Annotated in this window: 27 protein-coding genes; 8 read left to right on the forward strand and 19 right to left on the reverse strand. The window is 61.4% G+C overall.

Annotation, left to right across the window (positions count from 1 at the left end; translation table 11 throughout):
* Positions 1 to 591: 591 nt before the first annotated feature.
* Together recJ and AAZU54_RS14670 are read right to left on the reverse strand one after the other, a co-directional pair.
* On the reverse strand, positions 592 to 2,301 hold the full coding sequence (gene recJ, locus AAZU54_RS14665) for a single-stranded-DNA-specific exonuclease RecJ (protein ID WP_434727309.1): 1,710 nt from the start codon (positions 2,299 to 2,301) through the stop codon (positions 592 to 594).
* Positions 2,302 to 2,331: 30 nt separating this feature from the next.
* Positions 2,332 to 2,874, reverse strand: coding sequence for a YaeQ family protein (locus AAZU54_RS14670; protein WP_186556359.1), 543 nt, complete (start codon positions 2,872 to 2,874; stop codon positions 2,332 to 2,334).
* 130 nt (positions 2,875 to 3,004) lie between these two features.
* On the opposite strand from AAZU54_RS14670, the gene AAZU54_RS14675 reads away from it, so the two are divergent.
* Complete coding sequence (locus AAZU54_RS14675) at positions 3,005 to 4,204, forward strand: CaiB/BaiF CoA transferase family protein (protein WP_264237062.1); 1,200 nt, start codon at positions 3,005 to 3,007, stop codon at positions 4,202 to 4,204.
* A 22-nt stretch (positions 4,205 to 4,226) separates the two neighbouring features.
* Positions 4,227 to 5,111, forward strand: coding sequence for a TIGR02285 family protein (locus tag AAZU54_RS14680; RefSeq protein ID WP_186556361.1), 885 nt, complete (start codon positions 4,227 to 4,229; stop codon positions 5,109 to 5,111).
* A gap of 136 nt (positions 5,112 to 5,247) precedes the next feature.
* Here the strand turns inward: AAZU54_RS14680 and AAZU54_RS14685 are convergent, their stop codons facing one another.
* The 12 genes from AAZU54_RS14685 to ffh form a co-directional block, all read right to left on the reverse strand.
* Positions 5,248 to 5,529: a DUF3509 domain-containing protein gene (locus AAZU54_RS14685; protein WP_186556362.1), complete on the reverse strand. Its 282-nt coding sequence runs from the start codon at positions 5,527 to 5,529 to the stop codon at positions 5,248 to 5,250.
* A 79-nt stretch (positions 5,530 to 5,608) separates the two neighbouring features.
* On the reverse strand, positions 5,609 to 6,049 hold the full coding sequence (locus AAZU54_RS14690; RefSeq protein ID WP_434727310.1) for a histidine kinase: 441 nt from the start codon (positions 6,047 to 6,049) through the stop codon (positions 5,609 to 5,611).
* Positions 6,050 to 6,209: 160 nt separating this feature from the next.
* Positions 6,210 to 7,619 carry a threonine synthase gene (gene thrC / locus AAZU54_RS14695; RefSeq protein WP_186556364.1) on the reverse strand — a complete coding sequence of 470 codons (1,410 nt, stop codon included), beginning with the start codon at positions 7,617 to 7,619 and terminating at the stop codon, positions 6,210 to 6,212.
* A gap of 55 nt (positions 7,620 to 7,674) precedes the next feature.
* A complete protein-coding gene (locus AAZU54_RS14700; RefSeq protein ID WP_312152214.1) occupies positions 7,675 to 8,979 on the reverse strand; it encodes a homoserine dehydrogenase in 1,305 nt (434 codons plus the stop codon).
* Positions 8,980 to 9,061: 82 nt separating this feature from the next.
* Positions 9,062 to 9,811 carry a DsbC family protein gene (locus AAZU54_RS14705; RefSeq protein ID WP_186556366.1) on the reverse strand — a complete coding sequence of 250 codons (750 nt, stop codon included), beginning with the start codon at positions 9,809 to 9,811 and terminating at the stop codon, positions 9,062 to 9,064.
* A gap of 154 nt (positions 9,812 to 9,965) precedes the next feature.
* On the reverse strand, positions 9,966 to 10,862 hold the full coding sequence (gene xerD, locus AAZU54_RS14710) for a site-specific tyrosine recombinase XerD (protein ID WP_312152215.1): 897 nt from the start codon (positions 10,860 to 10,862) through the stop codon (positions 9,966 to 9,968).
* A gap of 199 nt (positions 10,863 to 11,061) precedes the next feature.
* Positions 11,062 to 11,472 carry an acyl-CoA thioesterase gene (locus AAZU54_RS14715; protein WP_186556368.1) on the reverse strand — a complete coding sequence of 137 codons (411 nt, stop codon included), beginning with the start codon at positions 11,470 to 11,472 and terminating at the stop codon, positions 11,062 to 11,064.
* A gap of 102 nt (positions 11,473 to 11,574) precedes the next feature.
* Positions 11,575 to 11,925: a 50S ribosomal protein L19 gene (gene rplS, locus AAZU54_RS14720; protein ID WP_011535315.1), complete on the reverse strand. Its 351-nt coding sequence runs from the start codon at positions 11,923 to 11,925 to the stop codon at positions 11,575 to 11,577.
* A gap of 42 nt (positions 11,926 to 11,967) precedes the next feature.
* Positions 11,968 to 12,720, reverse strand: coding sequence for a tRNA (guanosine(37)-N1)-methyltransferase TrmD (gene trmD / locus AAZU54_RS14725; RefSeq protein ID WP_186556369.1), 753 nt, complete (start codon positions 12,718 to 12,720; stop codon positions 11,968 to 11,970).
* A 3-nt stretch (positions 12,721 to 12,723) separates the two neighbouring features.
* Positions 12,724 to 13,260 (reverse strand): ribosome maturation factor RimM, encoded by a 537-nt coding sequence (gene rimM, locus AAZU54_RS14730; protein WP_186556370.1) that lies wholly within the window; start codon positions 13,258 to 13,260, stop codon positions 12,724 to 12,726.
* Between the two features lie 5 nt (positions 13,261 to 13,265).
* Positions 13,266 to 13,517 carry a 30S ribosomal protein S16 gene (rpsP, locus tag AAZU54_RS14735; protein WP_016501232.1) on the reverse strand — a complete coding sequence of 84 codons (252 nt, stop codon included), beginning with the start codon at positions 13,515 to 13,517 and terminating at the stop codon, positions 13,266 to 13,268.
* A gap of 232 nt (positions 13,518 to 13,749) precedes the next feature.
* The gene (gene ffh / locus AAZU54_RS14740) at positions 13,750 to 15,126 is read right to left on the reverse strand and encodes a signal recognition particle protein (RefSeq protein ID WP_186556371.1); all 1,377 of its coding nucleotides are present in this window, start codon (positions 15,124 to 15,126) and stop codon (positions 13,750 to 13,752) included.
* Positions 15,127 to 15,425: 299 nt separating this feature from the next.
* Here ffh and AAZU54_RS14745 point away from each other — a divergent pair, with 299 nt between their 5' ends.
* The 3 genes from AAZU54_RS14745 to AAZU54_RS14755 all read left to right on the forward strand — a co-directional run bounded on the left by AAZU54_RS14745 (position 15,426) and on the right by AAZU54_RS14755 (position 19,006).
* Positions 15,426 to 16,235 carry a cytochrome C assembly family protein gene (locus tag AAZU54_RS14745; RefSeq protein ID WP_186556372.1) on the forward strand — a complete coding sequence of 270 codons (810 nt, stop codon included), beginning with the start codon at positions 15,426 to 15,428 and terminating at the stop codon, positions 16,233 to 16,235.
* A 9-nt stretch (positions 16,236 to 16,244) separates the two neighbouring features.
* The gene (locus AAZU54_RS14750) at positions 16,245 to 17,447 is read left to right on the forward strand and encodes a transporter associated domain-containing protein (RefSeq protein ID WP_434727311.1); all 1,203 of its coding nucleotides are present in this window, start codon (positions 16,245 to 16,247) and stop codon (positions 17,445 to 17,447) included.
* A 254-nt stretch (positions 17,448 to 17,701) separates the two neighbouring features.
* Positions 17,702 to 19,006 carry an MFS transporter gene (locus AAZU54_RS14755; protein ID WP_434727312.1) on the forward strand — a complete coding sequence of 435 codons (1,305 nt, stop codon included), beginning with the start codon at positions 17,702 to 17,704 and terminating at the stop codon, positions 19,004 to 19,006.
* A 134-nt stretch (positions 19,007 to 19,140) separates the two neighbouring features.
* Here the strand turns inward: AAZU54_RS14755 and purT are convergent, their stop codons facing one another.
* From purT to AAZU54_RS14780, 5 genes are all read right to left on the reverse strand, one after another.
* A complete protein-coding gene (gene purT / locus AAZU54_RS14760) occupies positions 19,141 to 20,322 on the reverse strand; it encodes a formate-dependent phosphoribosylglycinamide formyltransferase (RefSeq protein ID WP_434727313.1) in 1,182 nt (393 codons plus the stop codon).
* 96 nt (positions 20,323 to 20,418) lie between these two features.
* Positions 20,419 to 20,886, reverse strand: a complete 468-nt coding sequence (locus tag AAZU54_RS14765; protein WP_186556376.1) for a VUT family protein — start codon at positions 20,884 to 20,886, stop codon at positions 20,419 to 20,421.
* A 149-nt stretch (positions 20,887 to 21,035) separates the two neighbouring features.
* The gene (locus AAZU54_RS14770; protein WP_186556377.1) at positions 21,036 to 21,233 is read right to left on the reverse strand and encodes a DUF1289 domain-containing protein; all 198 of its coding nucleotides are present in this window, start codon (positions 21,231 to 21,233) and stop codon (positions 21,036 to 21,038) included.
* A gap of 1 nt (position 21,234) precedes the next feature.
* Positions 21,235 to 21,759: a gamma carbonic anhydrase family protein gene (locus AAZU54_RS14775; protein ID WP_186556378.1), complete on the reverse strand. Its 525-nt coding sequence runs from the start codon at positions 21,757 to 21,759 to the stop codon at positions 21,235 to 21,237.
* 43 nt (positions 21,760 to 21,802) lie between these two features.
* Positions 21,803 to 22,402: a CoA pyrophosphatase gene (locus AAZU54_RS14780; protein ID WP_186556379.1), complete on the reverse strand. Its 600-nt coding sequence runs from the start codon at positions 22,400 to 22,402 to the stop codon at positions 21,803 to 21,805.
* Positions 22,403 to 22,536: 134 nt separating this feature from the next.
* Between AAZU54_RS14780 and AAZU54_RS14785 the strand changes: the two genes are divergently transcribed.
* The 3 genes from AAZU54_RS14785 (at position 22,537) to AAZU54_RS14795 (ending at position 25,769) form a co-directional block, all read left to right on the forward strand.
* Positions 22,537 to 23,088, forward strand: a complete 552-nt coding sequence (locus tag AAZU54_RS14785) for an NUDIX hydrolase (RefSeq protein ID WP_186556380.1) — start codon at positions 22,537 to 22,539, stop codon at positions 23,086 to 23,088.
* A 23-nt stretch (positions 23,089 to 23,111) separates the two neighbouring features.
* Positions 23,112 to 23,660, forward strand: a complete 549-nt coding sequence (locus AAZU54_RS14790; protein ID WP_186556381.1) for a L,D-transpeptidase family protein — start codon at positions 23,112 to 23,114, stop codon at positions 23,658 to 23,660.
* Between the two features lie 429 nt (positions 23,661 to 24,089).
* A complete protein-coding gene (locus AAZU54_RS14795) occupies positions 24,090 to 25,769 on the forward strand; it encodes a ShlB/FhaC/HecB family hemolysin secretion/activation protein (protein WP_312151824.1) in 1,680 nt (559 codons plus the stop codon).
* Positions 25,770 to 25,772: the final 3 nt, after the last annotated feature.

Raw genomic sequence — 25,772 nt, forward strand, 5'->3', positions numbered from 1 at the left:
GCGATAGTGCCAGGTGTGGTGGATAGTTGGCCGCCAGCGCGGGGCAAGCCCGCTCCCACGAGTCACCGCCAACCAAAAGCGGCGCGGTATCGTGGGAGCGGGCTTGCCCCGCGAAGAGGCCGGAACAAACAACACAAAAGAAAAATTCAGACCTTGGCCTTGGCCTTGGCTTCTGCGAGAGCGTAGCGATTCGCTGCTCTTGATCTTCGTGCGAGCAATTCCAGGCGACGCAGATTCGCGACTTCAGGAGGCTGAGCAGAGGTGCCTGTAGGGCCAGGTGCGTTAGCACCCTTCGGCGCAGCCGAAGGCGCGAGATGTAGATTTGCGCAGCAAATCGTAGGCCGCGCGGGCCCGGAAGGCGCCGGCGCGAAGGGACCCGTAGCGCAGCGCAGGGCCGGATGGTGGAGCGCAGACCTTTTTGGTTACTTTTTGGGGCGTTTGCCAAAAAGTGACCCGCCGTAAGGGCGGAAGGGTGCCTAAATGTCACCATCGCTCATGGATATGCACCCAATCCCACAAACCAACACCGAGCAAATCAGCAATCAGCAATCAGCAATCAGCAATCAGCAATCAGCAATCAGCAATCAGCAATCAGCGAGCCTCAATGTGCGCAATCATCAACTGCACACTCTCATTCCCGCGAAACTCATTCACATCCAGCTTATAAGCCAACTCCACCCAGCGCACGGTAGGATTCGGCCAAACCTCCCGATCAATCCCAAACGCGATCCCATCCAACCTGACCGCCCCACATTCGCTCTTGAGCACCACCTTCAAATGCCGCTCACCCACCACCCGCTGCTCGACCAACTGAAACACCCCGTGGAACAGCGGCTCAGGAAAGTGCTGCCCCCAAGGCCCGGCATTGCGTAGCGCCCGCGCCAGATCAAGGTGAAACTCCTCGACCGCCAAGGTGCCATCGGACAACAACCGCCCAGTCAGATCATCCTCGCTCAACTGCCGCCGCGTCTCTTGATCGAACGCCTCGGCAAACGCCGGAAGGTTCTCCGCTGGCAGCGACAAACCCGCCGCCATGGCATGCCCGCCAAACTTGCTGATCAATTGCGGATGCCGCGCCGCCACCGCATCCAACGCATCACGAATGTGAAAACCCGGCACCGATCGCGCCGAGCCCTTGAGCATGCCCTCGCCCGCATCGGCGAAGGCAATGGTCGGCCGGTGATAACGCTCTTTCAGACGCGAGGCGAGAATACCGATCACCCCCTGGTGCCAATCGGCATCGAACAAGCACAAGCCATAGGGCATGGACTCAACCGGCAAATCCTTGAGCTGAGCCAGCGCCTCACGCTGCATGCCCTGCTCGATGGACTTACGATCCTGGTTCAGGCCATCGAGCTGTTCGGCCATATCACGCGCCAACGCCGGGTCTTCGCAGAGCAGGCATTCGATGCCCAGGCTCATGTCATCCAGACGCCCAGCAGCATTCAATCGTGGGCCGAGGATGAAGCCAAGGTCAGTGGAGGTGATGCGCTGATGATCCCGTCGAGCCACCTCAAGAATGGCCTTGAGCCCCGCGCGCGCGCGTCCAGCCCGAATGCGCTCCAGGCCTTGATGGACCAGGATGCGGTTGTTGGCATCCAGCGGCACCACGTCAGCCACGCTCCCCAAGGCGACCAGATCGAGCAGCTCGCCAATGTTCGGCTGTGGCTGGCTGTCGTAGCGGCCAAGGCTACGCAGGCGCGCGCGCAGGGCCATCAGCACGTAGAAGATCACCCCCACCCCGGCCAGCGCCTTGCTGGGGAAGGCGCAGCCCGGTTGGTTCGGGTTGACGATGGCATCAGCATCCGGCAGTTGCGGACCTGGCAAGTGGTGGTCTGTGACCAGCACCTTGAGCCCGGCTGCCTTGGCTGCCGCCACGCCCTCCACACTGGAAATGCCATTATCCACGGTTACCAGCAGGTGCGGCTGACGCTGCAGCGCCACCTCGACAATTTCCGGGGTCAGGCCATAGCCATACTCGAAGCGATTGGGTACCAGGTAGTCGACATGCGCTGCGCCCAGCAGACGCAAACCCAGCACGCCGACGGTACTGGCCGTAGCACCGTCGGCGTCGAAGTCGCCGACGATCAGGATGCGCTGACGCTGATCCAGCGCCTCGACCAGCAGATCCACCGCCGCGTCGATGCCCTTGAGCTGAGCAAACGGCAGCAAGCGCGCCAGGCTCTTGTCCAGCTCAGCCTCGGACTGCACGCCACGGGCGGCGTACAGGCGGGTCAGCAAAGGGGGCAGGCTGCCAAGAAACGGCAGGGTCGGCGGCAGGGGGCGAGGTTCGATACGCATGGGGCCTTCAGCAGTCAATTAGGGTTGAAATCAGCCGCGCTCGCCGAGCAGCCACTGCAGCTGCACTTCGTGCTGGCCACGGTCGTCAGTGACGAACACCGTGCCTTCACTGATCATCACGTCCCACTTGATGCTGCGCGGCATGTCCTTGGCCAGGACCTCCAGCACCTCTTGCGGTACCGCAGCGATGTGCAGGTTCTTCAGATTCTTGACCGCGCCAACCACCTTGGTCTCCCAGACCCGCAGGCTGCCATAGGCCAACAGGCTGGTGCGCTCGGTCCGGCGCGAGCACCAGGTCAGGCGGTCAGCGTCAGGCTGGCCGACTTCGATCCAGTGCAGCACGCGGTCGTCGAGGCTCTTTTCCCACAGGGCAGGCTCATCAACGTCCGACAATCCGCGGCCAAACGACAGGTTCTCGTTGTACCAAAGCGCGTAAGCCAACAGACGAACGGCCATGCGCTCCTCGGTTTCCGAAGGGTGACGGGCGATGGTCTGCTTGACGCTTTCGTACACGCCGCGATCGAGGTCGGTCAGGTTCAGTTCGAATTTGTAGGTGGTGGACGGCTGGGCCATGGGCAGCGGGCTTCTTGCAAGAGAAAAGTCGCACAGTCTAACTGATCCAGGCTTGCTTGCGTCGCAGCAGTATCTGCCGCTGGCGACCTATGATAAAACCACCGCTCTGCCCTGTTGCCACGGATGCCCCATGCCCACGCCCAGCAAACCCCTCGCAGGTCTTAAAGTCATCGAGCTTGGCACCCTGATCGCTGGCCCGTTCGCTTCGCGCATCTGCGCCGAGTTCGGCGCCGAGGTGATCAAGGTCGAGTCCCCCGACGGCGGCGACCCGCTGCGCAAGTGGCGCAAGCTTTACGAGGGCACCTCGCTGTGGTGGTTCGTGCAGGCGCGTAACAAGCAGTCGCTGACCCTCAACCTCAAGCATGAGCAAGGACGCGAGATTCTCAAGCGCCTGCTGGCCGAGGCGGACATCCTGATCGAGAACTTCCGCCCGGGGGTACTGGAAAAGCTCGGCTTGGGTTGGGATGTGTTGCATGCGCTCAATCCGCGCTTGGTCATGGTGCGCCTGTCGGGCTTCGGCCAGACCGGGCCGATGAAAGACCAGCCAGGCTTTGGCGCGGTAGGTGAGTCGATGGGCGGGCTGCGCTATATCACGGGCTTCGAGGACCGCCCGCCGGTGCGCACCGGGATTTCCATCGGCGACTCGATTGCCGCGTTGTGGGGGGTGATCGGCGCCTTGATGGCCTTGCGTCACCGGGAGGTGAACGGCGGTGAGGGCCAGGTGGTGGATGTCGCCCTGTATGAAGCCATTTTCGCCATGATGGAGAGCATGGTCCCGGAGTTCGACGTGTTCGGCTTCATTCGCGAGCGCACCGGCAACATCATGCCGGGGATCACGCCTTCCTGTATCCACACCAGCGCCGACGGTAAGCATGTGCAGATCGGCGCCAACGGCGATGCCATCTTCAAGCGTTTGATGCAGGCCATCGGCCGCGACGACCTGGCCAATGACCCCAGCCTGGCCAGCAACGATGGCCGCGACCTGCGCCGGGACGAGCTGTATGGGGTGATCGATCGCTGGGTCAATGGCCTGGCGCTGGACCAAGTGATGCAGACCCTCAACGACGCTCAGGTGCCTGCCAGCCGCATTTACTCCGCCGAAGACATGTTCAGCGACCCGCAATTTCTCGCGCGGGAGATGTTCCTGCAAGGTCGACTGCCGGACGGCAAACCCTTCAAGATGCCTGGCATCGTGCCCAAACTCTCCGATACCCCAGGATCCACCGAATGGGTAGGCCCGGCCCTTGGGGAACACACTGAAGCGCTGCTGACTCGCCTTGGCTACGACGCTGCGGCGATCGCCCGCTTGCGTGAGGCCGGTGCGGTCTGACCCCGCGCCGCTCGCCATGCCCATGCGCGCCAGCCGTCTGCTTCGTACCCTGATCCTGCTCTGCGCTCTGCTGCCTGTGGTCGCTGAGGCCAAGGAGCGCCTGCTCTGGCTGGTGCGCGACTTGCCGCCGTTCACCATCTTCGAAGGCCCGGAGAAGGGCCAGGGGGTGATCGACCGCATGCTGCCTATGTTGATCGAGCAGATGCCCGAATACGACCACAGCATCGTGCGGGTCAATCGCGCCCGCGGCATCCAGATGCTTCAAGAACCCAGCTTTACCTGCGATCCCACGCTGTTATGGACGCCAGAACGGGCGAAATATGCGCTGTTTTCCAAGCCCACACTGGGCGTGTTGAGCAGCGGTGTGGTGGTGCGTAAACGAGACCAGGCCGTGATCGAACCTTTTCTCGATGCACAGCAAGTCGATCTCAAGCAATTGCTGGCAGAAACCCGGCTCAAGCTGGGTATCGTCGCCGAGCGCAGCTACAGCGCACAGGTGGATGACATCCTGCGCCAGTTGCCCGATAGCGCCTTCAGTCGCCATTACGGCAACGACGCCACAGCGAGCTTGTTGCAGATGCAGCAACTAGGGCGTTTGCAATTGGTCCTGGGCTATTGGCCTGAAGTTCGCTATCTGATTCAACAGCAAGGTGGCAGGCTGGATGATTACCTGTTCTATCCGATCCAGGGGGTAAACCCCTATCAGTTCCTGCATGTCGCTTGTTCCAACACACCACTGGGGCGTGAAGCGATTGCTCATATCGACCAACTGCTCCCACCACTGCGCCGCGACACCCTGCCCCAGCTCTATGCCCATTGGCTCGACCCGGAATTGCGTGAGGGTTATTTGCAGCAGGCTCGACAGCTCACCGAGCAAACCCTGCCAAACGCCACGCCGCAGCCCTGATAACGGCAAAAAGAAACCCCGGTCGCTGGGGAAGACGACCGGGGCTAATCGAAAGTCCTCGCGAACTTCCCGTGACAACCTGACGACACCGGAGCAAAGCGCCGCTGGGCTGCCATTACTGTGTCTGACGGATCGCTCAGGCGAAGGTTCCATGAATATGTTGCTGATGCTGCAGCGCTGCAATGACACACGGCTGCAGGCGTCCTTCGGCGATCTGCAGGTCGCGGTGCAAACCATCTACCAGATCGATCAGCAGACTTTGCTCCTGCAGTTGTCGCTGGCTGACCATGCGTTGCAAGGTGACGCTGCCGTGGCTGTCGTGCACGGTCAATTGCCGGTTTGCATTGGCGTCAACTGCGCCAAGTTGGGCCGTGTAGGGAGTCAGGGCATCATTGAGCAGTCTGCAGATTCTTTCCATCCGGCGTACTCGCTTTGTTTTGGGACATATCGGTACTGACCCTCGGACGCTGCGCAAAGTTCGCAGCTACAGGCCTGTTTCACTGAGCATGCGCGTGCAACATGACAGTTTGAAAACCTTCCCTGGCGACAACCGGGGAGCGGCTACACAGGCGTTTTAGCGCCTGCTCAAGCCTAGGCATCGTGATTGGCCAAGAGAGCTCAGCCAGCACCCACAAACCGCGTTGACGGGCTTCGCGTGCAAGATCCGCCCGGCTCGCGCACGGTTCGCCGACAAACAAGATCGCCCTTACCCCGTGCACGCTACACAGATGATTGAGTAAGCGTTTGCCAGCCGTCTCGGACATGGCATGGTCGAGGATCAGCAGGTCGAACAACGGTTCGCTCGCCAAGCAGGCCTTGGCGGCCGGCAGGTCTTCTGCCAGGCGTACATTGAATACCCCCTGGGCATTGCACGCCTGATGCAGGGTCATTTGCTGGGAGGGGCGTTCCTGGTAGATCAGGACGTTGAGCCGATTCATGAAGCGCTCCTGGGCGCCACACGCCCGGATTGAGGTGTCGGCAACTCTAGGAAACACCCTGAATGGGTGAAATAGGAAATTACTTAAAGTCGGGGGTAACAATTCCTCAAAAACAAGAGAGCCCGTCACAGGACGGGCTCTTTACACGCACGCAGATCGCTTACAGCGGCTTACCGCGATTACCGTGCTGGCTGACAAACGCCTGGACGGCCTTCAGGTCATTGGCCAACACCGTGCATCGCTCTTCGCGGCTGAACAGATCGCTCAGGTGTGCCGGCAGCTCCAGCGCCTTGCCTACGCCGGCCTTCTCCACCGCTTCCGGGAACTTGACCGGATGCGCGGTACCCAGCACTACCATCGGCGTGTCCAGGCTACGGCGGCACTCACGAGCGGCCTTGACGCCAATCGCCGTGTGCGGATCGAGCACTTCGCCGGTGCTGGCGAAGACTTCGGCGATGGTCTCGCAGGTTTGCTCGTCGCTGACGGCCAGCGAGTCGAACAACTTGCGCGCTTCAGTCCAACGATCTTCATCGACGCTGAAACCGCCGCCTTGCTTGAAGTTGCCCATCAGCTCGGCAATCGCCGCGCCATTGCGACCGTGCAGATCGAACAACAGGCGCTCGAAGTTGGACGAGACCATGATGTCCATCGACGGCGACAAGGTTGCGTGCAAGGTCTCTTTGACATACTGGTTGCCGCTCATGAAGCGGTGCAGGATGTCGTTGCGGTTGGTCGCCACGACCAGCTGGCTGATCGGCAGGCCCATGTTGCGCGCCAGGTAACCGGCGAAGATGTCGCCGAAGTTGCCGGTTGGAACCGAGAACGCCACCGAACGCGCCGGGCCACCCAGCTGCAAGGCTGCGTGGAAGTAGTAGACGATCTGGGCCATGATCCGCGCCCAGTTGATCGAGTTGACGGCAACCAGACGCGTGCCTTTGAGGAACGACTGGTCGGCGAAGCTGGCCTTGACCATCTCCTGGCAGTCGTCGAAGTTGCCTTCGATGGCGATGTTGTGGATGTTGTCACCGAAGATGGTGGTCATCTGCCGGCGCTGCACTTCCGACACGCGCTGGTGTGGATGCAGGATGAAGATGTCGACGTTGTCGCAACGACGGCAGCCCTCAATGGCCGCAGAACCGGTGTCACCACTGGTGGCGCCGACGATCACCACACGCTCGCCGCGCTTGGCCAATACGTGATCGAGCAGGCGACCGAGCAGTTGCAGGGCGAAGTCCTTGAACGCCAGGGTCGGGCCGTGGAACAGCTCCATGACCCACTCGTTGCTGTTGAGCTGGCGCAGCGGTGCCACAGCGGCGTGGGAGAACGCGCCGTAGGTTTCTTCGAGGATCTTCTTGAAGTCAGCATCGGCGATGCTGCCGGCAACGAACGGGCGCATGACGCGGAAGGCCAGCTCGTGGTACGGCAGGCCAGCCCACGAGGCGATTTCTTCCTGGGTGAAGCGTGGCAGGTTCTCCGGGACATACAGGCCGCCATCGCTGGCAAGGCCTGCGAGCAGGACGTCTTCGAAGTTCAGGGCCGGGGCCTGGCCGCGAGTACTGATATAGCGCATAGGGGCAAACCTTTAATGCTGGGGCCCGGGCCGCGCAGGCGGCCCGTTGGCGAAATTAGTTGAGCTGTTCGACGCGGATACGCACGACCTTGCCGATCACATCCTGCAGCGATTCCAGGGCGAGGATGGCGTCGTTGATGCGTTTTTCGACCACACGGTGAGTGACCAGGATCATCGGCACCAGACCGTCCTGCTCCTCGGCTTCCTTCTGCATGATCGACTCGATGTTGATGCCGCGCTCCGACAGGATGCTCGCCACCTGGGCCAGTACGCCCGGATGATCCTTGGCCTGAATGCGCAGGTAGTAGGCGCTTTCGCAGGCCTCGATCGGCAGAATCGGGTGGGCCGACAACGCGTCCGGCTGGAAGGCCAGGTGCGGTACGCGGTTTTCCGGGTCGGAGGTCATCGCCCGGACCACATCGACCAGGTCGGCGACGACCGACGAGGCCGTCGGCTCCATCCCGGCACCAGCGCCGTAGTACAAGGTGGAACCGGCGGCATCGCCATTGACCATCACCGCGTTCATCACGCCGTTGACGTTGGCAATCAGGCGGTCGCTAGGGATCAGCGTCGGATGCACGCGCAGCTCGATACCAGCGTCGGTGCTGCGCGCCACGCCCAGGTGCTTGATGCGGTAGCCCAGCGCTTCGGCGTAGTTGACATCGGCAGTGGTCAGCTGGGTGATGCCCTCGGTGTAGGCCTTGTCGAACTGCAGCGGGATGCCAAAGGCAATCGAGGCCAGGATGGTCAGCTTATGCGCCGCATCGATGCCTTCGACATCGAAGGTCGGGTCGGCTTCGGCATAACCCAAGGCCTGCGCTTCGGCGAGCACGTCAGGGAAGGTACGGCCCTTGTCGCGCATCTCGGTGAGGATGAAGTTGCCAGTGCCGTTGATGATCCCGGCCAGCCAGTTGATGCGGTTGGCCGAAAGACCTTCGCGGATCGCCTTGATCACCGGGATGCCACCAGCGACAGCCGCTTCGAAGGCGACGATGACGCCCTTCTCGCGGGCCTTGGCAAAGATCTCGTTGCCGTGCACGGCGATCAGCGCCTTGTTGGCAGTCACCACGTGCTTGCCGTTCTCGATGGCCTTCAGGACCAGGTCACGGGCAATGGTGTAGCCACCGATCAGCTCGATGACGATATCAATCTCTGGGTTGCTCGCAACCTCGAACACATCAGCGGTAATGGGGGTACCGGTAATCTGGCAGTTCGGGTTCTGCGAGCGCATGGCAATCTGTGCAACTTCAATACCGCGCCCGGCACGGCGGGCAATCTCCTCGGCGTTGCGCTGAAGTACATTGAAGGTTCCGCCACCGACGGTCCCCAACCCACAGATGCCTACTTTGACCGGTTTCACTGTGAACTCCCCATTGAACGGCCGGCGCTGTGCCGACCGTGAAACATGCCGTCACCCCATGACGACGGCGTACTGAATTGGATTACTTGCTTGGTGCCAAGGCCAGCTTGGCCACTTGCGGAGCGGGTTGATAGCCCGGAATCACCTGGCCGCTTTCCAGGACGATGGCCGGCGTACCGTTGACACCGATCGACTGGCCCAGATGGAACTGCTTGCCGACCGGGTTGGCGCACTTGGCGGCTTTGATTTCCTTGCCATCCACCATCTTGTCCATCGCCGCGCGACGATCGCTGGAGCACCACACTGCCTGCAACTGCTCGTCACCTGGCGAGCCCAGGCCCTGACGTGGGAAGGCGACGTAGCGCACTTCGATACCACGACGGTTGAGCTCCGGCACTTCGGCGTGCAGCTTGTGGCAATACGGGCAGGTGGTGTCGGTGAACACGGTGATGTGCGACTTGGTTTCGCCCTTGGCAGGATAAACCACCATCTCGCCCGCTGGAATGCCGTTGATGAGCTTGGCGATGCCCTGACGCTCAGTTTTTTCAGTCAGGTTGACCGGCTTGCCGTCCTGGATCTGGAACAGGTAGCCCTGCATCACGAACTGGCCGTCAGCGCTAGCGTACAGCACCCGACCGCCCTGCAGCTTGACTTCATACAGGCCATTGAGCGGGCTGCTGGCGACGCTTTCGACCGGCACTTCCAACTCAAGGGTTTGCAAGGTCTTGCGGATCGCCTGCTCGGCACCGGCGTTGGCATCGGTGGCTGCGGCGGCGGCAAAGGTGCTGGCCAGCGCCAAAGCGGCGGCGGCGAAAATCTGGGTCACGCGCATGGGGTACTCCTGAAGACGGACGGGGCCGCAGGACGTCGCCTGCGGGAAAAATCGCGGCAACCGGGCGGCCCTTGGTGCAAACCGCTCAAGCCTACCACATCAAGCTGCGGCTGGATGAGTCCTCACGTGCCGGTCGGCGGAACATGAAAATCATTCATCCACGCGGATGGTGTTGTGCGTGCAGCTGCTGCAGTCGAGCCTTGGCCACATGGGTGTAGATCTGCGTGGTGGAGAGATCGCTGTGGCCGAGCAACATCTGCACTACGCGCAGGTCGGCGCCGTGGTTGAGCAGATGGGTGGCGAAGGCGTGGCGCAAGGTATGCGGCGACAGTGACTTGTCGATGCCAGCGACCTGGGCCTGGTGCTTGATCCGGTGCCAGAACGTCTGGCGGGTCATCTGCTCGCCACGCTGGCTGGGGAACAGGACATCGCTGGGGCGCTCTTTGAGCAACTCGGCGCGGGCCTGGCGCAAGTAGCGCTCCAACCACAGCACCGCCTCCTCGCCCATGGGTACCAGACGCTCCTTGCTGCCCTTGCCCATGACCCGCAATACCCCCTGGCGCAGGTTGACTTGATCGAGGGTCAGGCTGACCAGCTCGGTCACCCGCAGGCCACAGGCGTAGAGCACTTCAAGCATGGCGCGATCACGCTGGCCGATGGCCTCGCTCAGGTCGGGGGCTTGCAGTAAGGCTTCGACGTCAGCTTCCGACAGCGATTTGGGCAACGGCTTACCCAATTGCGGCATGTCGATTTGTAGGGTCGGGTCTACAGCGATCAGCTTTTCCCGCAACAAATAACGAAAGAAGCCACGCAGGCCGGAGATAAACCGTGCAGTTGAGCGAGGTTTATAACCTTGCTCGAGACGCCAGGCCAGATGATCGAGGATCAGCTCGCGGCCTGCGTCCGGCAGTGCTACGCCGTGCTCCTGCAGCCATCCGTTGAACAGGGCCAAGTCACTGCGATAGGACACGCGGGTGTTATCGGAGAGGCCTTTTTCCAGCCACAGGGCGTCGAGGAATTGATCGATCAGAGGATGGTCGAGGGCGGGCATGCGCAATCGCTGGATATGAAAGTGCGTTCAGTGTTTCACAGGCGGTGATGTGTTGTCTGTACTGGCCCTATCGCAGGGCAAGCCCGCTGCCACGCTCGCCGAGAAAACACTCCAGCGTGGGAGCGGGCTTGCCCCGCGATGCAGGCGACTCAGGCCGACCAGACTGGCGTAGTAGGGCCAGTACAGACAACAACACTTATCAGGCCTCAGCCAAAACCGGCACTGGCCGCTTGTCTTCATCGATGGCAACAAAGCTGAACACGCCATGAATCGCCCGCTCACGACCATCCAGGTACATGTTCTCGACGAACACATCCACCTGCACCTGCAAGCTGGTATTGCCCACCTTGACCACCGTCCCGACCAACTCAACGATCGAGCCCGCCGGAATCGGGTGCTTGAAGTCGATGCGGTCAGTGGACACGGTCACCAGCGGCAGGCGGCAGAAGCGGGTGGCGGCGATGAACGACACTTCGTCCATCCAGGCCAGCGCGGTACCGCCGAACAAGGTGTTGTGGTGGTTGGTGGTGTTAGGAAACACCGCCTTGGTCACGCGGGTCACCGACAGCTCGGTGCGGCGCTGGATTTCCTGGTCTCGGGTGCTGGTCATGATTACTTCACATCGCAAGGGCAAGGTTTCAGAAAGCAAAAAAGCAGCCCGAAGGCTGCTTTTTTTCTCGCATGGTGGCCGCAGCCACCAGTCAAACTGCACTCAAGACAGTTTTTCTTTGATGCGAGCGGCTTTGCCGGACAGGTCACGCAGGTAGTACAGCTTGGCTTTACGCACGTCACCACGACGTTTCACGGCCAGGCTGTCGATTTGCGGGCTGTAGGTCTGGAAGGTACGCTCAACGCCAACGCCGCTGGAGATCTTGCGCACGGTGAAGGCGCTGTTCAGACCACGGTTGCGCTTGGCGATAACAACGCCTTCGAACGCCTGCAGACGGGAACGATCACCTTCCTTCACTTTAACCTGGACGACAACGGTGTCGCCTGGTGCGAAGGTCGGGATTTCCTTGCTCATCTGCTCTGCTTCGAGCTGCTGGATGATTTTGTTAGTCATGCTGTGCTCCTAAGGTGGAAAACGTGATCCACCATCGATACGTTAACTATCGTTCCGCTCGCGGAGGTATTCCTCGAGCAGCTTCTTCTCTTCTCCAGAAAGTGAGCGACTTTCCAGAAGATCGGCGCGTCGTTCGAAGGTCCTACCAAGGGACTGCTTCATCCGCCAACGCCGGATATGTGCATGGTTGCCACTTAGCAACACGTCGGGTACACGCTGATCCGCATACACCTCAGGTCGGGTGTAGTGCGGGCAATCCAGCAAGCCATCGGTGAAGGAGTCTTCCTCCGCCGAGCCTACATGCCCTAAAGCTCCGGGCAGCAGCCGCGTAACCGCATCGATCAGGACCATGGCCGGCAGCTCGCCACCGGAAAGTACATAGTCGCCAATCGACCACTCTTCATCGACATGAGCCTCAATAAAACGCTCGTCAATGCCTTCATAACGACCGGCGATCAGGATCAGAGATTCCTGTTCGGCCAGGCCTTGAACCGCCTGCTGATCCAGCTTGCGGCCCTGTGGCGAGAGGTAGATCACCTTCGCCGCGGCTCCAGTCGCTTGCCTGGCGCTAGCCAAGGCATCTTCCAGAGGCTTGATCTTCATCACCATGCCCGGACCACCGCCAAACGGCCGATCATCCACTGTATGGTGGCGATCAGTGGTGTAGTCCCGCGGGTTCCAGCAGGTGACTTGCAACAAGCCCTGCTTCACCGCGCGGCTGGTAATGCCGTACTCAGTAATGGCCGAAAACATCTCGGGGAACAACGTGATGACTTCTACGCGAAGGTTACCCATCAGTTAGAAATCCGCGTCCCATTCGACTCGCATCACGCCTGCTTCCAGGTCGACTGCCAGCACGCATTGCGCCGTATAGGGCAACAAACGCTCGCGATCATCCAGGCTGCCTGCGCAAGGCTTGACCACCATTACATCGTTCGCGCCGGTCTCCAACAGGTGATCAATCTTGCCGAACAGCTGTTCGTCTTGATTGATGACTTTCAGACCTTGCAACTGGTACCAGTAGTACTCGTCTTCAGTCAGGTTGGGCAAAAGGCTGCGCGAGATGCAAATCTCGTAACCGCTCAGAAGACGTGCTTCATCACGATCGTCGAGCCCTTTGAGCTTGGCGACCAGCTCCTTTTTATTGGAACGGCCACTGACCAGCTCGACCTGCTTGACCGACCCTTCGCGCCGAAGCGTCCAGTTACGGTAATCCAACAGGTTTTCAATCGGATCGGTAAAGGAATACACCTTCACCTCGCCGCGAACGCCGTGAACCGAAAAAATCTTGCCAACAACGATCAGGTCATCAGCATTTTCTGGCGTCGCGTTCATACTGTTCAGGCAGCAGCCTTGGCAGCTTCCTTCAGCAGCTGAGCAACGCGCTCAGACGGCTGTGCGCCGATGCTCAGCCAGTGAGCAACGCGGTCTTGTTTAACGGACAGACGAACTTCCTGACCACGAGCGATTGGGTTGAAGAAGCCAACCTGTTCGATGTGGGAGCCGTCACGCGGGTTACGCGAGTCGGTTACGGTCAGTTGGTAGAACGGGCGCTTTTTGGAGCCGCCACGGGCAAGACGAATGGTAAGCATTGAACATCGTTCCTGTAGTCGGTGCTGCAAATCATAATGCACAGCGGGCACACGGGTGCCCGAAAGGCCGCACATTCTCAAGGAATATCCGGACTTTTGCAAATGCCTTTTTACGTTGAGAAAAAAGGCCAGCCTGCCGATTCGCGATTTAAGCTGCCTTATATAAGGCAGCGGTGTACCCGCCGAGGCGGGGTTCGGTCGACAGCGGTTAGGCTGGCGACCAGATTCGGGGTTACAGCTTGGGCATGCCGCCACCAGGCATCATGCCACCAAGGCCGCGCATCATCTTGGCCATGCCGCCCTTGGTAGAGAATTTCTTCATCATCTTCTGCATCTGCTTGTGCTGCTTGATCAGCCGGCCGACGTCCTGCACCTGGGTGCCGGAGCCCAGAGCGATACGACGCTTGCGCGAACCGCTGAGCAGGTCCGGGTCGCGGCGCTCGGCCGGGGTCATGGAGTTGATGATCGCCTCCATTTGCTTGAACTGCTTCTCGGCCGCGCCCTGGGCGTTGCCCATCTGCGACAGGTTGACCCCGCCGATGCTCGGCAGCTTGTCCATCAAGCCGCCCAGGCCGCCCATGTTCTTCATTTGCTGCAGCTGGTCGCGGAAGTCTTCGAGGTCGAAGCCCTTGCCCTTCTTGAGCTTCTTGGCCAGCTTGTCGGCCTTGGCCTTGTCGATGTTCTGCTCGGCCTGCTCGATCAGGCTGAGCACGTCACCCATGCCAAGGATGCGCGAGGCGATCCGGTCTGGGTGGAACGGCTCGAGTGCTTCGCTCTTCTCGCCCATACCGATGAACTTGATCGGCTTGCCGGTGATGGCGCGCACCGACAGCGCAGCACCGCCACGGGCGTCACCGTCGACCTTGGTCAGCACCACGCCGGTCAGCGGCAGGGCGTCACCAAAGGCCTTGGCGGTGTTGGCGGCGTCCTGACCGGTCATGGCGTCGACCACGAACAGGGTCTCGATCGGCTTGACCGCAGCGTGCAGGTCCTTGATCTCGTCCATCATGTCGGCGTCGATGTGCAGACGGCCGGCGGTGTCGACGATGACCACGTCGATGAACTTGAGCTTGGCTTCGCGGATCGCCGCCTCAGCGATGGCTACCGGCTTCTGGCTGATATCGGACGGGAAGAAGGTCACGCCGATGTCGTTGGCCAGGGTTTCCAGCTGCTTGATAGCCGCCGGACGGTAGACGTCAGCCGAGACCACCATGACGCTCTTTTTCTTGCGCTCTTTAAGGAAGCGCGCCAGCTTGCCGGCAGTGGTGGTCTTACCCGCACCCTGCAGACCGGCCATCAGCACTACCGCAGGCGGGGCCGAGTTCAGCGCGAGGTCTTCGTTGGCCGCGCCCATCAGGCTTTCCAGCTCGGCCTGGACGATCTTCACGAACGCCTGGCCTGGGGTCAGGCTGCGCGACACTTCGGTGCCGACCGCACGCTCTTTGATGCTGTTGACGAAATCCTTGACCACCGGCAGGGCGACGTCGGCTTCCAGCAGCGCCATGCGCACTTCGCGCAACGTGTCCTTGATGTTGTCTTCAGTCAGCTTGGCCTTGCCGGTGACATGGCGCAGCGTCTGTGACAGGCGGTCGGTCAGGTTTTCGAACATGGTGATCCTTTCAGGCTTGGCAAAGCCGAGGTTTGTCAGGCGCCCAGGCGCAAATCGAACACGCGCAAGGCACAGCAAGCCGGCGATTATAACCAAGACTGCTCGCGGCGCACACCATGCTCGGATGGATGCACCTGCCGTGTGCAAAATAGGCCTGCGACTTGGACCCTGGCGCAGCGAGCTCAGCCGTGAACAGGCCAGCATGATCGATATCAATGCCCCAGCCTGCCCGCAGACTTCCTTGGCAGCGGCGTTCTATGCCAAACTCCCTCTCTTTCAGGGCTTGCCTACCAGGACTTATGCTCTCTTCACCCAGTCTTATCCCCAATCTGATCGCCGCCGGCCTGTACATCGCCGCCGCGCTCTATCACGGCAGTCGCCTGGCCCAAGGCACCCGCGCCGACAAACGGCTGCTCGGCCTGCTCGGTGCCATCGCGGTGATCGCCCAAGGCGGCGCGCTGTTCTTCCAACTGCTCACGCCGCTGGGCCTGAGCCTGGACTTCTTCAGCGCCTCCAGCCTGATTGCCGTGGCCGTCATCGGCCTGACGCTGCTGGCCTGCCTGCGCATACCCGTGGAAAACCTGTTGGTGTTGCTGTTCCCGCTCGGCGCTATAACCGCCCTGCTGGCCCAGTTCGCGCCACCCGGTACGGTACCGCTGATCAACGAAGAACCGGGGATCCTCGCGCACATCCTGCTGTCGATCCTGGCCTACGGGCTATTCACCATCGCGGTGTTCCAAGCCCTGCTGCTGCTACTGCAAGACCACCAGCTCAAGCACAAGCACCCGTCCGGACTGATCCGCAACTTCCCGCCGCTGCAAACCATGGAAAGCCTGCTGTTTGGTTTCCTCTGGGCCGGCTGGGCGTTGCTATCGCTGTCGCTGATCTCCGGCTGGCTGTTCCTCGACAACCTGTTCGCCCAGCACCTGGTGCACAAGACCCTGCTCGCCTGCGTCGCCTGGATCGTGTTCAGCGTCTTGCTGTGGGGGCGCACCCGCCTGGGCTGGCGTGGACACAAGGCGATTCGCTGGACCCTGGCCGGTTTCTGCCTGTTGATGCTGGCCTACTTCGGCAGCAAGCTGGTACGCGAATTCATCCTGCACATCTGACGGTCACCTATGGATAGCCTGCCGTTTGCCCCGCTGCTTGGTACCTTGGCCCTGGCACTGCTGTGGGCGGCGTTGTTTACCGCGGTCGATGCAGCACGCCAGTTACTCAATGGCCATGCCCGCGGCGCAGAAACCGGCGAACCCAACCTACCCGCCCAGGCACTGGTGTTCGGCGCCAGCCTGGGCAAGCTGCTGGTGCTCGGCCTGGCTTGCCTGATTGGCCAACGCCTTAGCGGCGAACATGGCTTCTGGCTCGGCGGCCTGGCCGCCAGCCTGGCGCTGCTGGTACTGGCCGAGTATCTGCCGCGGCGCCTGGCCCGGCGCAACCCCCAGGCCTTCGTCAGCCTCGGTGCCAGCCTGCTCAGACTTCCCCTGGCCCTGCTACAACCCTTTGCCTGCCTGCTCGACGGCACAGCCAAGCTGATCCTGCGCCCGTTCCGCCCACAGCCCACAGCGGTTGCCTTGCATGAGCAGGAACAGCATGAGGACGATGACCAGCAGCACGAGACGCCCCGTCATGGCCTGCTCGATGGCCTGCAAGCGCTGGACAAGATCACCGTCAACGACATCCTGGTGCCGCGCAACGAAGTCGATGGCATCAACCTGGACGACCCCATCGAACAGATCATCGAGCAACTGATCGTCAGCCGGCATACCCGCCTGCCGGTGTACCACAACGACATCAACCAGGTTGAAGCGATCCTCAATACCAAGCTGATCAGTCACCTGCTGCCGCGTGCCGAGCTGACCCTCGAAGCCCTCCACGGCGCCTGCTACGAGCCTTACTTCGTTCCCGAAAGCACCCCACTGCAACTGCAGCTGCTGAATTTCCACAAGCAGCAGCGGCGCCTGGGCGTGGTGGTGGATGAGTATGGCGAAGTGCTGGGCATCGTTACCCTGGAGGACATCCTCGAGGAGATCGTCGGCGAGTTCGAAGACGAGCAGAGCCTGGACAACCCGCACATCCACCCCCAGGCCGATGGCCGTTTCGTCATCGAAGGTACCGCTTCGCTGCGCGAACTCAACCGCAGCCTGGGCTGGCACCTGCCTTGCGATGGCGGGCCGAAGACCCTCAATGGCCTGGTCACCGAAGCGCTGGAGAGCATTCCAGCCAGCGCCGTGTGCCTGAAAATCGGCCGTTATCGCCTGGAAATCCTCGAAACAGAGGACAATTGTGCCAGCAAGGTACTGGTCTGGACCGTGACCCGATAGCTATACTCCGGTCACGCTTACCCAGCCCTGCCGTCCCGCCCGCTACCCGCGCCCGGCGTCACACGGCCAGTCCGCTTCACTGATAGCCCTGCGGTCCTGCTTCAACACCCCGAACAGCCCCGCTCCCCTCCTTATCCCCTGGGCCATCGTCAGTCGAGCGACTCACAACAATACGCTCCGGCGCCCGCGCGCCCGTGCCTGCCTGGGCACAGTGCGGCTTGCCAGCGAGCATCTGACTGTCAGGGATCCACGCAATGACAACCAGCAGCACCTTCGCCGACTCGACCCCGGTCGCGCCGGTCAACTCGCCCGCGCGGGTGGCCTCCGCCAGCTTCATCGGCACCGCCATCGAGTTCTACGACTTTTATGTATACGCCACCGCTGCTGCGCTGGTGATCGGCCCGGTATTCTTCCCCTCGGGGTCGGGCACCGCGCAAATGCTCGCCGCCTTCCTCACCTTTGGTATTGCCTTCCTTGCCCGGCCACTGGGCTCGGCGCTGTTCGGCCACTTCGGCGACCGCATCGGGCGCAAGTCGACCCTGGTGGCCTCGTTGCTGCTGATGGGTGTTTCGACCACAGCAATTGGCGTTCTGCCTGGCTACGACAGTATTGGCGTCTGGGCGCCGATCATCCTTTGCCTGCTGCGCTTCGGCCAGGGCCTGGGGCTGGGCGGCGAATGGGGTGGCGCGGCGTTGCTGGCCACGGAAAACGCCCCGCCGGGCAAGCGCGCCTGGTTCGGCATGTTCCCGCAACTGGGCCCGTCGATCGGCTTCCTGGCCGCCAACGGCCTGTTCCTGAGCCTGGCACTGACCCTTAGCGACGAGCAGTTCCGTGAGTGGGGCTGGCGTATTCCGTTCCTGCTCAGCGCCGCGCTGGTGCTGGTCGGCCTGTACGTGCGCCTCAAGCTTGAAGAGAGCCCAGTGTTCGCCAAAGCCGTGGCCCAGCACCAACGGGTCAAGATGCCAGTAGTCGATCTATTCGCCAAGCACTGGCGGCCGACCCTGCTTGGCGCTGCGGCGATGGTGGTGTGCTATGCGCTGTTCTACATCTCCACGGTGTTCTCGCTCAGCTACGGCGTCTCGACCCTGGGCTACAGCCGGGAGACTTTCCTCGGCCTGCTGTGTTTCGCGGTGGTGTTCATGGCCCTGGCCACGCCGCTGTCGGCCTGGCTCAGCGATCGTTACGGGCGCAAGCCGGTGTTGATCGTCGGCGGTCTGCTGGCGGTGGCATCGGGCTTTACCATGGAGCCGCTGCTGACCTCGGGCTCGACCACGGGCGTGGCGCTGTTCCTGGCCATCGAGCTGTTCTTGATGGGGGTGACCTTCGCGCCGATGGGGGCATTGCTGCCCGAGCTGTTCCCGACCCATGTGCGCTATACCGGCGCCTCGGCAGCCTACAACCTGGGCGGTATCGTCGGGGCTTCGGCCGCACCGTTCTTTGCGCAGAAACTGGTGAGCATGGGCGGTTTGAGTTGGGTAGGAGGCTACGTGTCGGCAGCAGCAGTGCTCAGCTTGATTGCTGTGCTGTGCTTGAAAGAGACGCGTAACGCAGAGCTCTAAAGCCAGGCAAACATCGCGGGGCAAGCCCGCTCCCACGCCATATGAGGCAGGCAGCACCGCGGTTGGCGACGCTGCTCTGCTCCCACGCAGCCATATGAGGATTGCGTGGGAGCAGGCTTGCCCCGCGATTGACGTTAGAACTCGACTTTGACCGCCTGCGAAGCACGAGTCGCCTTGGCCCGCGCCGCTTCGATCGACTCATCGCGCGCCAGGCACACGCCCATGCGCCGCTGGCCATTGATCTCGGGCTTGCCGAACAGGCGAATGGCGGTATCCGGCTCGCTCAAGGCAGCATCGAGGTTGGCGAAGCTGGTCTGCTGCGACTGGCCTTGCGGCAAAATCACCGCCGAAGCCGATGGGCCGAACTGGCGCACCAGCGGAATCGGCAAGCCGAGAATCGCCCGCGCATGCAGGGCGAACTGCGACAGGTCTTGCGAGATCAGGGTCACCAGGCCGGTGTCATGCGGACGCGGCGAGACTTCGCTGAACCACACCTGATCGCCCTTGACGAACAGCTCCACGCCGAACAGACCCCGCCCGCCCAGGGCATCAGTAACCGCCTTGGCCACCCGCTGCGATTCGGCCAGCGCCTTGGCGCTCATCGCCTGCGGCTGCCACGACTCTTGGTAGTCGCCCTTCTCCTGACGATGGCCAACCGGCTCGAGGAAGGTGGTGCCGCCCACATGGCGCACGGTAAGCAGGGTGATTTCGTATTCGAAATCGATAAAGCCTTCAACGATCACCCGGCCCTTGCCAGCACGACCGCCTTCTTGTGCGTAGTCCCAGGATTTCTGCAGGTCAGCGTCGCTGCGCAGCAGGCTCTGGCCCTTGCCCGAGGAACTCATCACCGGCTTGACCACGCAGGGGTAGCCGACATCGGCGACAGCCTTGGCGTAGTCCTCGAAGGTGTCGGCGAAGTGGTAGGGCGAGGTCGGCAGATCGAGCTCTTCAGCGGCCAGGCGACGGATGCCCTCGCGGTTCATGGTCAGCTGGGTAGCGCGGGCGGTAGGCACCACGTTGAAGCCTTCGTTCTCAAGCTCCACCAAGGTGGCGGTGGCGATGGCTTCGATTTCAGGGACGATGTAATGCGGCTTCTCAGCCTCGATCACCGCACGCAGGGCAACGCCGTCGAGCATGTTGATGACGTGGCTGCGATGGGCAACCTGCATGGCCGGGGCATTGGCGTAACGGTCCACGGCGATCACTTCGACGCCCAGGCGCTGCAGTTCGATCACCACTTCTTTACCCAGTTCGCCGCAGCCGCACAGCAGTACTCGGGTCGCGGTGGGCGACAATGGGGTTCCGATACGGGTCATTTCAGGTCCTCGAAGGCGTCCGGGGCTGCGTCAGGCTGTGCGCTGCCCGCTGAAAAAGGACCGATATTCTACATCAGGTTGCGGGCGCGCCGCAGGTCAGCCTGCCAAGGCGTTTTTCCGCGCTCGCCAGGTCATCGCCAGCCACACCGCCGTTACCCCAGCAAACTTCGACGCCAGCGCGGTACCAGCGACCGCGGGTGTCAGCGCGCCGATCATGCCGAAGAAAATGAAGGTATCGACGGGAATGCTCAGCGCCGAACTCAGCCACAGGCGATCGCGCAGCGGTCGACGGGTGATGCTGAACACCAGCCAATCGATCAATTCGGAGACGAAGAAAGCGGTAGCGCTGGCCAGGGCGATGGCCGGCTCCGAGGTGATGTAGGACAGCAACAAGGCCGCCAGCATGGCCAGCAGCGCGCCGTGACCATAGCGGGTCTGCACCATGTCGCGCAGGATGAACACCAGCCCGCCCCAGGCAGACCAGATCACGTCCAAGTGCGGGGCGCTGGAAAAGGCGTAGTTGATCAGCACTACGCTGCTGATATAGGCGATCAGATAGAACATGGCTGGCAATCGTCGGACAAGCCGCACAGATTACTTGATTTTCGAGTCAGCGCCAGCCTCTTCGCGGGTAAATCCGCTCCTACAGGCTCAGCGTAAATCCTGTAGAAGCGGGCTTGTCCCGCGAAGAGGCCGTACGGCAACCGGTAAATTCAAAGGCCGAGGATCATCCCCGCCGCCACCGCCCTCTCATGGCACAGCTTGAGCACTTGGCGACGCTCAGCGTTATCCATCCGCCCCCAACGGGTAATCTCCGCCACGCTGCGCTGGCAACCGGTGCAAATGTCCTGCTCATCCAGCGCGCAGATACTGACGCAGGGCGAAGCCACGGGGCGTTCGGCGTCACTCATCTCAATCCTCCTGGGGTGCCAGGTCGCGTGCATAACGTTCGGCGTTATGCACGTAGTGGGCAGCGCTGGCTTCCAGCATACGCTTCTGCGCATCGGTCAGCTCACGCACCACTTTGCCGGGCGAGCCCATCACCAGCGAGCCGTCAGGAATTTCCTTGCCCTCAGGGATCAGCGCATTGGCGCCGATGATGCAGTGCTTGCCAATCTTCGCGCCATTGAGGATCACCGCGTTGATGCCGATCAGACTGTAGTCGCCCACCGTGCAGCCATGCAGCATGGCGTTGTGACCAATGGTCACGCCCTTGCCAAGGGTCAGCGGCGAACCCATGTCGGTGTGCATCACAGTGCCATCCTGGACATTGCTGTCCTCGCCGATGTCGATCAGCTCGTTGTCACCGCGCAGCACCGCACCGAACCAGACGCTGGCGCGCGCTTGCAGGCGAACCTTGCCGATCAGCGTGGCAGTGGGCGCCGCCCAGCTGCTGGGATGGGTTTCTACCCGCATGTCACCCAAGCGGTATTTCATGGATAGCTCCTCACGGTCTGGCGAGTGGCGGGGTCGACCCCGCTCAGTTCTGGATGAAACGCTCTGGTGGCTTGTGCAAGCTGATGCCGGCATCGAACAGCAGGTTGACCAGCTCGACGATCATGATCGCCGACAACCCCCAGATCTTGTACTCGCCATAGCGATAACTGGGCACGTACCAGCTGCGCCCTTGATAATCGATCCGGTGGGTGTGGTCACGCGGGTCCTGGCGGAAGAATTCCAGCGGAACGGTGAATACTGCCGCGATCTCGGCATCATTGGCGTGGTATTCGACGTAATCGGGGATCAAACCGACGAATGGCGTCACCTTCAGGCCATGCAGGGAAATCAGCGGACTGAGCGGGCCGATCACCTCGACCAGGCCTGGCGGCAAGCCGATTTCTTCCTGCGCCTCGCGCAGGGCGGTGAAGATCAGGTCAGGGTCTTCCGGATCGCGCCGCCCCCCCGGAAAAGCCACTTCCCCACCATGGGTGGAAAGCCCCTGGGCGCGCAGCGTCAGTACCAGTTCGGGCTCTTCGCTGCGGGTGATGGGCAAGAGTACCGCCGCCTCGGGAAAACGGCGATCCGCCTCCAGTGACGCGGGGATATGGTTGCTCATTCGGCGAAGAAGCTCGTCCAGCATTACGCACTCTCGATTCCAAAGCCTGGCCTGCATGATGCACCAAAAGCCCCAAGGCACCCAAGCCCTGCCAGGGGGCGGCTTGCGGCCCATGCCCCAGGCGCGCCAAGATAAGCTGATCTTAAGGGAAGCAAAGCATGAATTTCTGCAGCGCGTGCGGCCAACCGGTCATTCAACGGATACCCGAAGGCGATAGCCGCTTGCGCTACGTCTGCGAGCATTGCCAGACCATCCATTACCAGAACCCGAATATCGTCGCCGGCGTGCTGCCCATATGGGGGAGCAAGGTGCTGTTGTGCCGCCGGGCGATCGAGCCGCGCCGGGGTTTCTGGACCCTACCGGCCGGCTTTATGGAAAACGGCGAGACCACCGACGCTGCCGCTCGTCGCGAAACGGTCGAGGAAGCCTGCGCTCGGGTCGGGGAAATGAGCCTGTATCAGCTGTTCGATCTGCCGCACATCAACCAGGTGCACCTGTTCTTCCGCGCGCAACTGGCGGACCTGGACTTCGCCGTGGGGCAAGAGAGCCTGGAGGTGCGTTTGTTCGAGGAGGAGGAAATCCCTTGGGGGGAGCTGGCTTTTCGGACAGTCACTCGCACACTAGAATGCTACTATCGCGACCGCATCAGGCAGCACTTCCCCATAGGCCATGAATACCTGCCGCCGATGAACGTCTCGTCGTCCACTTAAATCGTTTGCAGGGATACCGTTTCATGCGTTGGTTGCTCGCCCTCTTCTGCCTCAGCGTTGTATCGGTGTCCCAGGCGGCCTTCACCGAGACGATCATTCGCAAACCCCAGGCGCAGGTGCAAACCCAGGCCCCTGCGCAGGAACATCCGCTGATCGACAAGGTACTGGTGATCAAGTCCGAACGTCGCCTACAGCTAATCAGCCGTGGCGAGCCGCTCAAGACCTACCGCATTTCGCTGGGCAAGCAGCCCAAGGGCGCCAAGGAGCGCGAAGGCGACAAGCGCACCCCCGAAGGCTTCTACTGGCTGGACTGGCGCAAGGTCAGCGACCGCTTCAACCTGGCCATGCACATCTCTTACCCGAATATCAGCGATGCCGCCAAGGCGCGCCGTGAAGGTGTAGCTGCCGGCAGCATGATCATGATCCACGGCACGCCGATCAACGAAGACTATCCGGAGTGGTATTTCCATACCCTGGATTGGACCGAGGGCTGCATCGCCATGCGTAACGATGACATGCGCGAAGTGTGGAGCATGGTCAAGGATGGCACCATGATCGAGATTCGTCCTTAAGCTGCGCTATTTATTCTTACTCGCACCCCGACCAATGAGACTTTGGTTCAGCTGCTCCCGCAATGGGAGCAGTGGCTAAGCAGTTATTTTGCGGCTGCGCGTATTCAATATGTACTAACCACTTCTAACCAGAAATAAATCCTACACACCAAGCATTGGGCCCCAGCTAGGGGACTTAACAAAGCTTGCTCGAAACTCGTCGTAGATCCCCCGCAGTCATTAGACATAATTGGACAACTAGGCAGGCCGCCCACTTAATGCGGCGTTAATTTCACTTACCTCCGCTCTCATCTCTCCAACTTTCCCACACGCCAACATCCGCTACCCCACGTGGCGGATGTCATATAACCACATTCAAACAAATGTCTTGACCCTTAGGATTCACGCAAATGGATTCCTTTTTTCTTATATAATTTGCGAGGTTCTTCAATGTCATCCTGGGTGCACCCTATTGCCCGCAGCTTACTTGCCTGCGGCGCGATTACGCTGCTGACGATTGCCCCTACCCAGGCCGACCCTGCCAGCCAGCAACTACGAGACCAGCAGCAAGCTCAGCGTCAACGCGAACAGCTGCAGCAACTCGAGCGTTTGCAACGCCTGCAACCGATCACTTCGCATGATGACAGGAGCGCTTTCACCGACACCTCAGACAACTGCTGGTCGATTACCGGTGTGCGCATGACCGGTAATCAAAAACTTCCAACCCACCAGTTGCAGCCAACCGTACAAGCGTTGTCGCAGCCTTGCATGGGCATCGCCAGCATCAACCAGCTGCTCAAGGGCCTGACCCAGCAGTATGTAGAGGCAGGCTACCCGACCAGCCGGCCATACCTTGCTCGCCCTCCTAAGCATGAGCAACCGCTGGATATAGTCATCATCGAAGGATTCGTCGAATCGATCGAGCTGACTGACGGCGAGCTGCCGCTATCACTCCAAGGCGCCTTTCCCGGCCTGCTGGGCAAACCACTGCATCTTCCGGATATCGAGCAAGGGTTGGACCAGCTCAATCGATTGCGTGCCTACGATCTAGGTATCGAGCTACTCCCAGGCGAACTGCAGGGTGGAACCCGGGTAGTGGTGCAACCTCGCCAAGTCACTTCACCCTGGCACTTGGACACACGCCTGGACAATCGTGGCAGCGAGCTGGTCGGCCGCCACCGCCTGAACCTGGGGCTTGGCCTGGACAGTCCACTGGGAATGAACGGCGACCTGCGCTTGTCGATGGCTTCGACCGTATTCAATGCACCCGGTCAGAGCCGCGGCCTCAACCTCTACTACAGCCTTCCCTACGGGCCCTGGACTTTTACCCTCAACGCCAGCCGGATGAGCTATCGCGCACCGGTACCAGAAAGCCACATCGTCAGCAACGGCAAGAGCCGTTTCCTTGGCCTTGGCGCCGAACGGCTGCTGTGGCGTAACCAGCGCGGCATACTCAGCGCCAGCGCCCGAGTAGATCGCAAGCAACTGATCACCCGCTCCGATAGCACCGTAATTAGCTTGCAGAGCCCGACCCTGGCCACGCTGGAGGCGGGGCTCAATCTGCTCTGGATCGACCGTGGCCTGTGGAATGCTTACTTGGGCGTGAGCCAGGGAATGGCCTGGTTTGGCGCAGATCGCCCCTTGCCACAAGCGCAGACGCCGCGACCTGATTTCCTCAAGTACCGCGTCAACCTGTTGCATCTGCGCCAGGGACCTTGGCATTGGCCTTGGCGCTGGCAAAGCGAGCTGACCGGACAATACAGCGCCGATGTCTTGCCAGCGGTCGAGCAATTCCAACTCAGTGATGACTCTGCCGTACGCGGGTTCCGCCAGCACACCGCCTCCGGTGCCAGCGCTGCGGTCTGGCGCAATACCCTCAGTCAACCACTTGACCTTGCCTGGACCCACTCAGTGCAGGTGCGCCCCACCGTGGGGCTTGACCTGGGCTGGACCCGCTTCGCGCGCGCCAGCGCTTCGCAACGCTTGGCCGGTGCTGCAGCAGGGGTCGAACTCAGCCTGCCGCAAAGCCGCCTGCGCCTCGATTACCAGCGCGCCCTGTATGCCAGTGACAAGCCCGCAAAAGGCCTGGAGCGCGGCTACTGGGTGCTGGACTGGACCCTGACCATCTGACTT

The organism is Pseudomonas sp. Je.1.5.c, from assembly GCF_051129895.1.
Lineage (GTDB): Bacteria > Pseudomonadota > Gammaproteobacteria > Pseudomonadales > Pseudomonadaceae > Aquipseudomonas > Aquipseudomonas urmiensis.

What these genes read in the sequence shown, in the direction of transcription:
- AAZU54_RS14750 (WP_434727311.1), top strand. Translation starts at nt 16,245, where the DNA reads ATGGATAGCCTGCCGTTTGCCCCGCTGCTTGGTACCTTGGCCCTGGCA.
- purT (WP_434727313.1), bottom strand. Translation starts at nt 20,322, where the DNA reads ATGACCCGTATCGGAACCCCATTGTCGCCCACCGCGACCCGAGTACTG.
- thrC (WP_186556364.1), bottom strand. Translation starts at nt 7,619, where the DNA reads ATGCGCTATATCAGTACTCGCGGCCAGGCCCCGGCCCTGAACTTCGAA.
- rpsP (WP_016501232.1), bottom strand. Translation starts at nt 13,517, where the DNA reads ATGCTTACCATTCGTCTTGCCCGTGGCGGCTCCAAAAAGCGCCCGTTC.
- recJ (WP_434727309.1), bottom strand. Translation starts at nt 2,301, where the DNA reads ATGCGTATCGAACCTCGCCCCCTGCCGCCGACCCTGCCGTTTCTTGGC.
- AAZU54_RS14685 (WP_186556362.1), bottom strand. Translation starts at nt 5,529, where the DNA reads ATGGAAAGAATCTGCAGACTGCTCAATGATGCCCTGACTCCCTACACG.
- ffh (WP_186556371.1), bottom strand. Translation starts at nt 15,126, where the DNA reads ATGTTCGAAAACCTGACCGACCGCCTGTCACAGACGCTGCGCCATGTC.
- AAZU54_RS14715 (WP_186556368.1), bottom strand. Translation starts at nt 11,472, where the DNA reads ATGACCAGCACCCGAGACCAGGAAATCCAGCGCCGCACCGAGCTGTCG.
- AAZU54_RS14780 (WP_186556379.1), bottom strand. Translation starts at nt 22,402, where the DNA reads ATGCTGGACGAGCTTCTTCGCCGAATGAGCAACCATATCCCCGCGTCA.
- AAZU54_RS14690 (WP_434727310.1), bottom strand. Translation starts at nt 6,049, where the DNA reads ATGAATCGGCTCAACGTCCTGATCTACCAGGAACGCCCCTCCCAGCAA.
- trmD (WP_186556369.1), bottom strand. Translation starts at nt 12,720, where the DNA reads ATGGGTAACCTTCGCGTAGAAGTCATCACGTTGTTCCCCGAGATGTTT.
- rimM (WP_186556370.1), bottom strand. Translation starts at nt 13,260, where the DNA reads ATGAACGCGACGCCAGAAAATGCTGATGACCTGATCGTTGTTGGCAAG.
- AAZU54_RS14765 (WP_186556376.1), bottom strand. Translation starts at nt 20,886, where the DNA reads ATGTTCTATCTGATCGCCTATATCAGCAGCGTAGTGCTGATCAACTAC.
- rplS (WP_011535315.1), bottom strand. Translation starts at nt 11,925, where the DNA reads ATGACTAACAAAATCATCCAGCAGCTCGAAGCAGAGCAGATGAGCAAG.
- AAZU54_RS14785 (WP_186556380.1), top strand. Translation starts at nt 22,537, where the DNA reads ATGAATTTCTGCAGCGCGTGCGGCCAACCGGTCATTCAACGGATACCC.
- AAZU54_RS14745 (WP_186556372.1), top strand. Translation starts at nt 15,426, where the DNA reads ATGCTCTCTTCACCCAGTCTTATCCCCAATCTGATCGCCGCCGGCCTG.
- xerD (WP_312152215.1), bottom strand. Translation starts at nt 10,862, where the DNA reads ATGCCCGCCCTCGACCATCCTCTGATCGATCAATTCCTCGACGCCCTG.
- AAZU54_RS14675 (WP_264237062.1), top strand. Translation starts at nt 3,005, where the DNA reads ATGCCCACGCCCAGCAAACCCCTCGCAGGTCTTAAAGTCATCGAGCTT.
- AAZU54_RS14790 (WP_186556381.1), top strand. Translation starts at nt 23,112, where the DNA reads ATGCGTTGGTTGCTCGCCCTCTTCTGCCTCAGCGTTGTATCGGTGTCC.
- AAZU54_RS14680 (WP_186556361.1), top strand. Translation starts at nt 4,227, where the DNA reads ATGCGCGCCAGCCGTCTGCTTCGTACCCTGATCCTGCTCTGCGCTCTG.
- AAZU54_RS14770 (WP_186556377.1), bottom strand. Translation starts at nt 21,233, where the DNA reads ATGAGTGACGCCGAACGCCCCGTGGCTTCGCCCTGCGTCAGTATCTGC.
- AAZU54_RS14755 (WP_434727312.1), top strand. Translation starts at nt 17,702, where the DNA reads ATGACAACCAGCAGCACCTTCGCCGACTCGACCCCGGTCGCGCCGGTC.
- AAZU54_RS14670 (WP_186556359.1), bottom strand. Translation starts at nt 2,874, where the DNA reads ATGGCCCAGCCGTCCACCACCTACAAATTCGAACTGAACCTGACCGAC.
- AAZU54_RS14775 (WP_186556378.1), bottom strand. Translation starts at nt 21,759, where the DNA reads ATGAAATACCGCTTGGGTGACATGCGGGTAGAAACCCATCCCAGCAGC.
- AAZU54_RS14795 (WP_312151824.1), top strand. Translation starts at nt 24,090, where the DNA reads ATGTCATCCTGGGTGCACCCTATTGCCCGCAGCTTACTTGCCTGCGGC.
- AAZU54_RS14705 (WP_186556366.1), bottom strand. Translation starts at nt 9,811, where the DNA reads ATGCGCGTGACCCAGATTTTCGCCGCCGCCGCTTTGGCGCTGGCCAGC.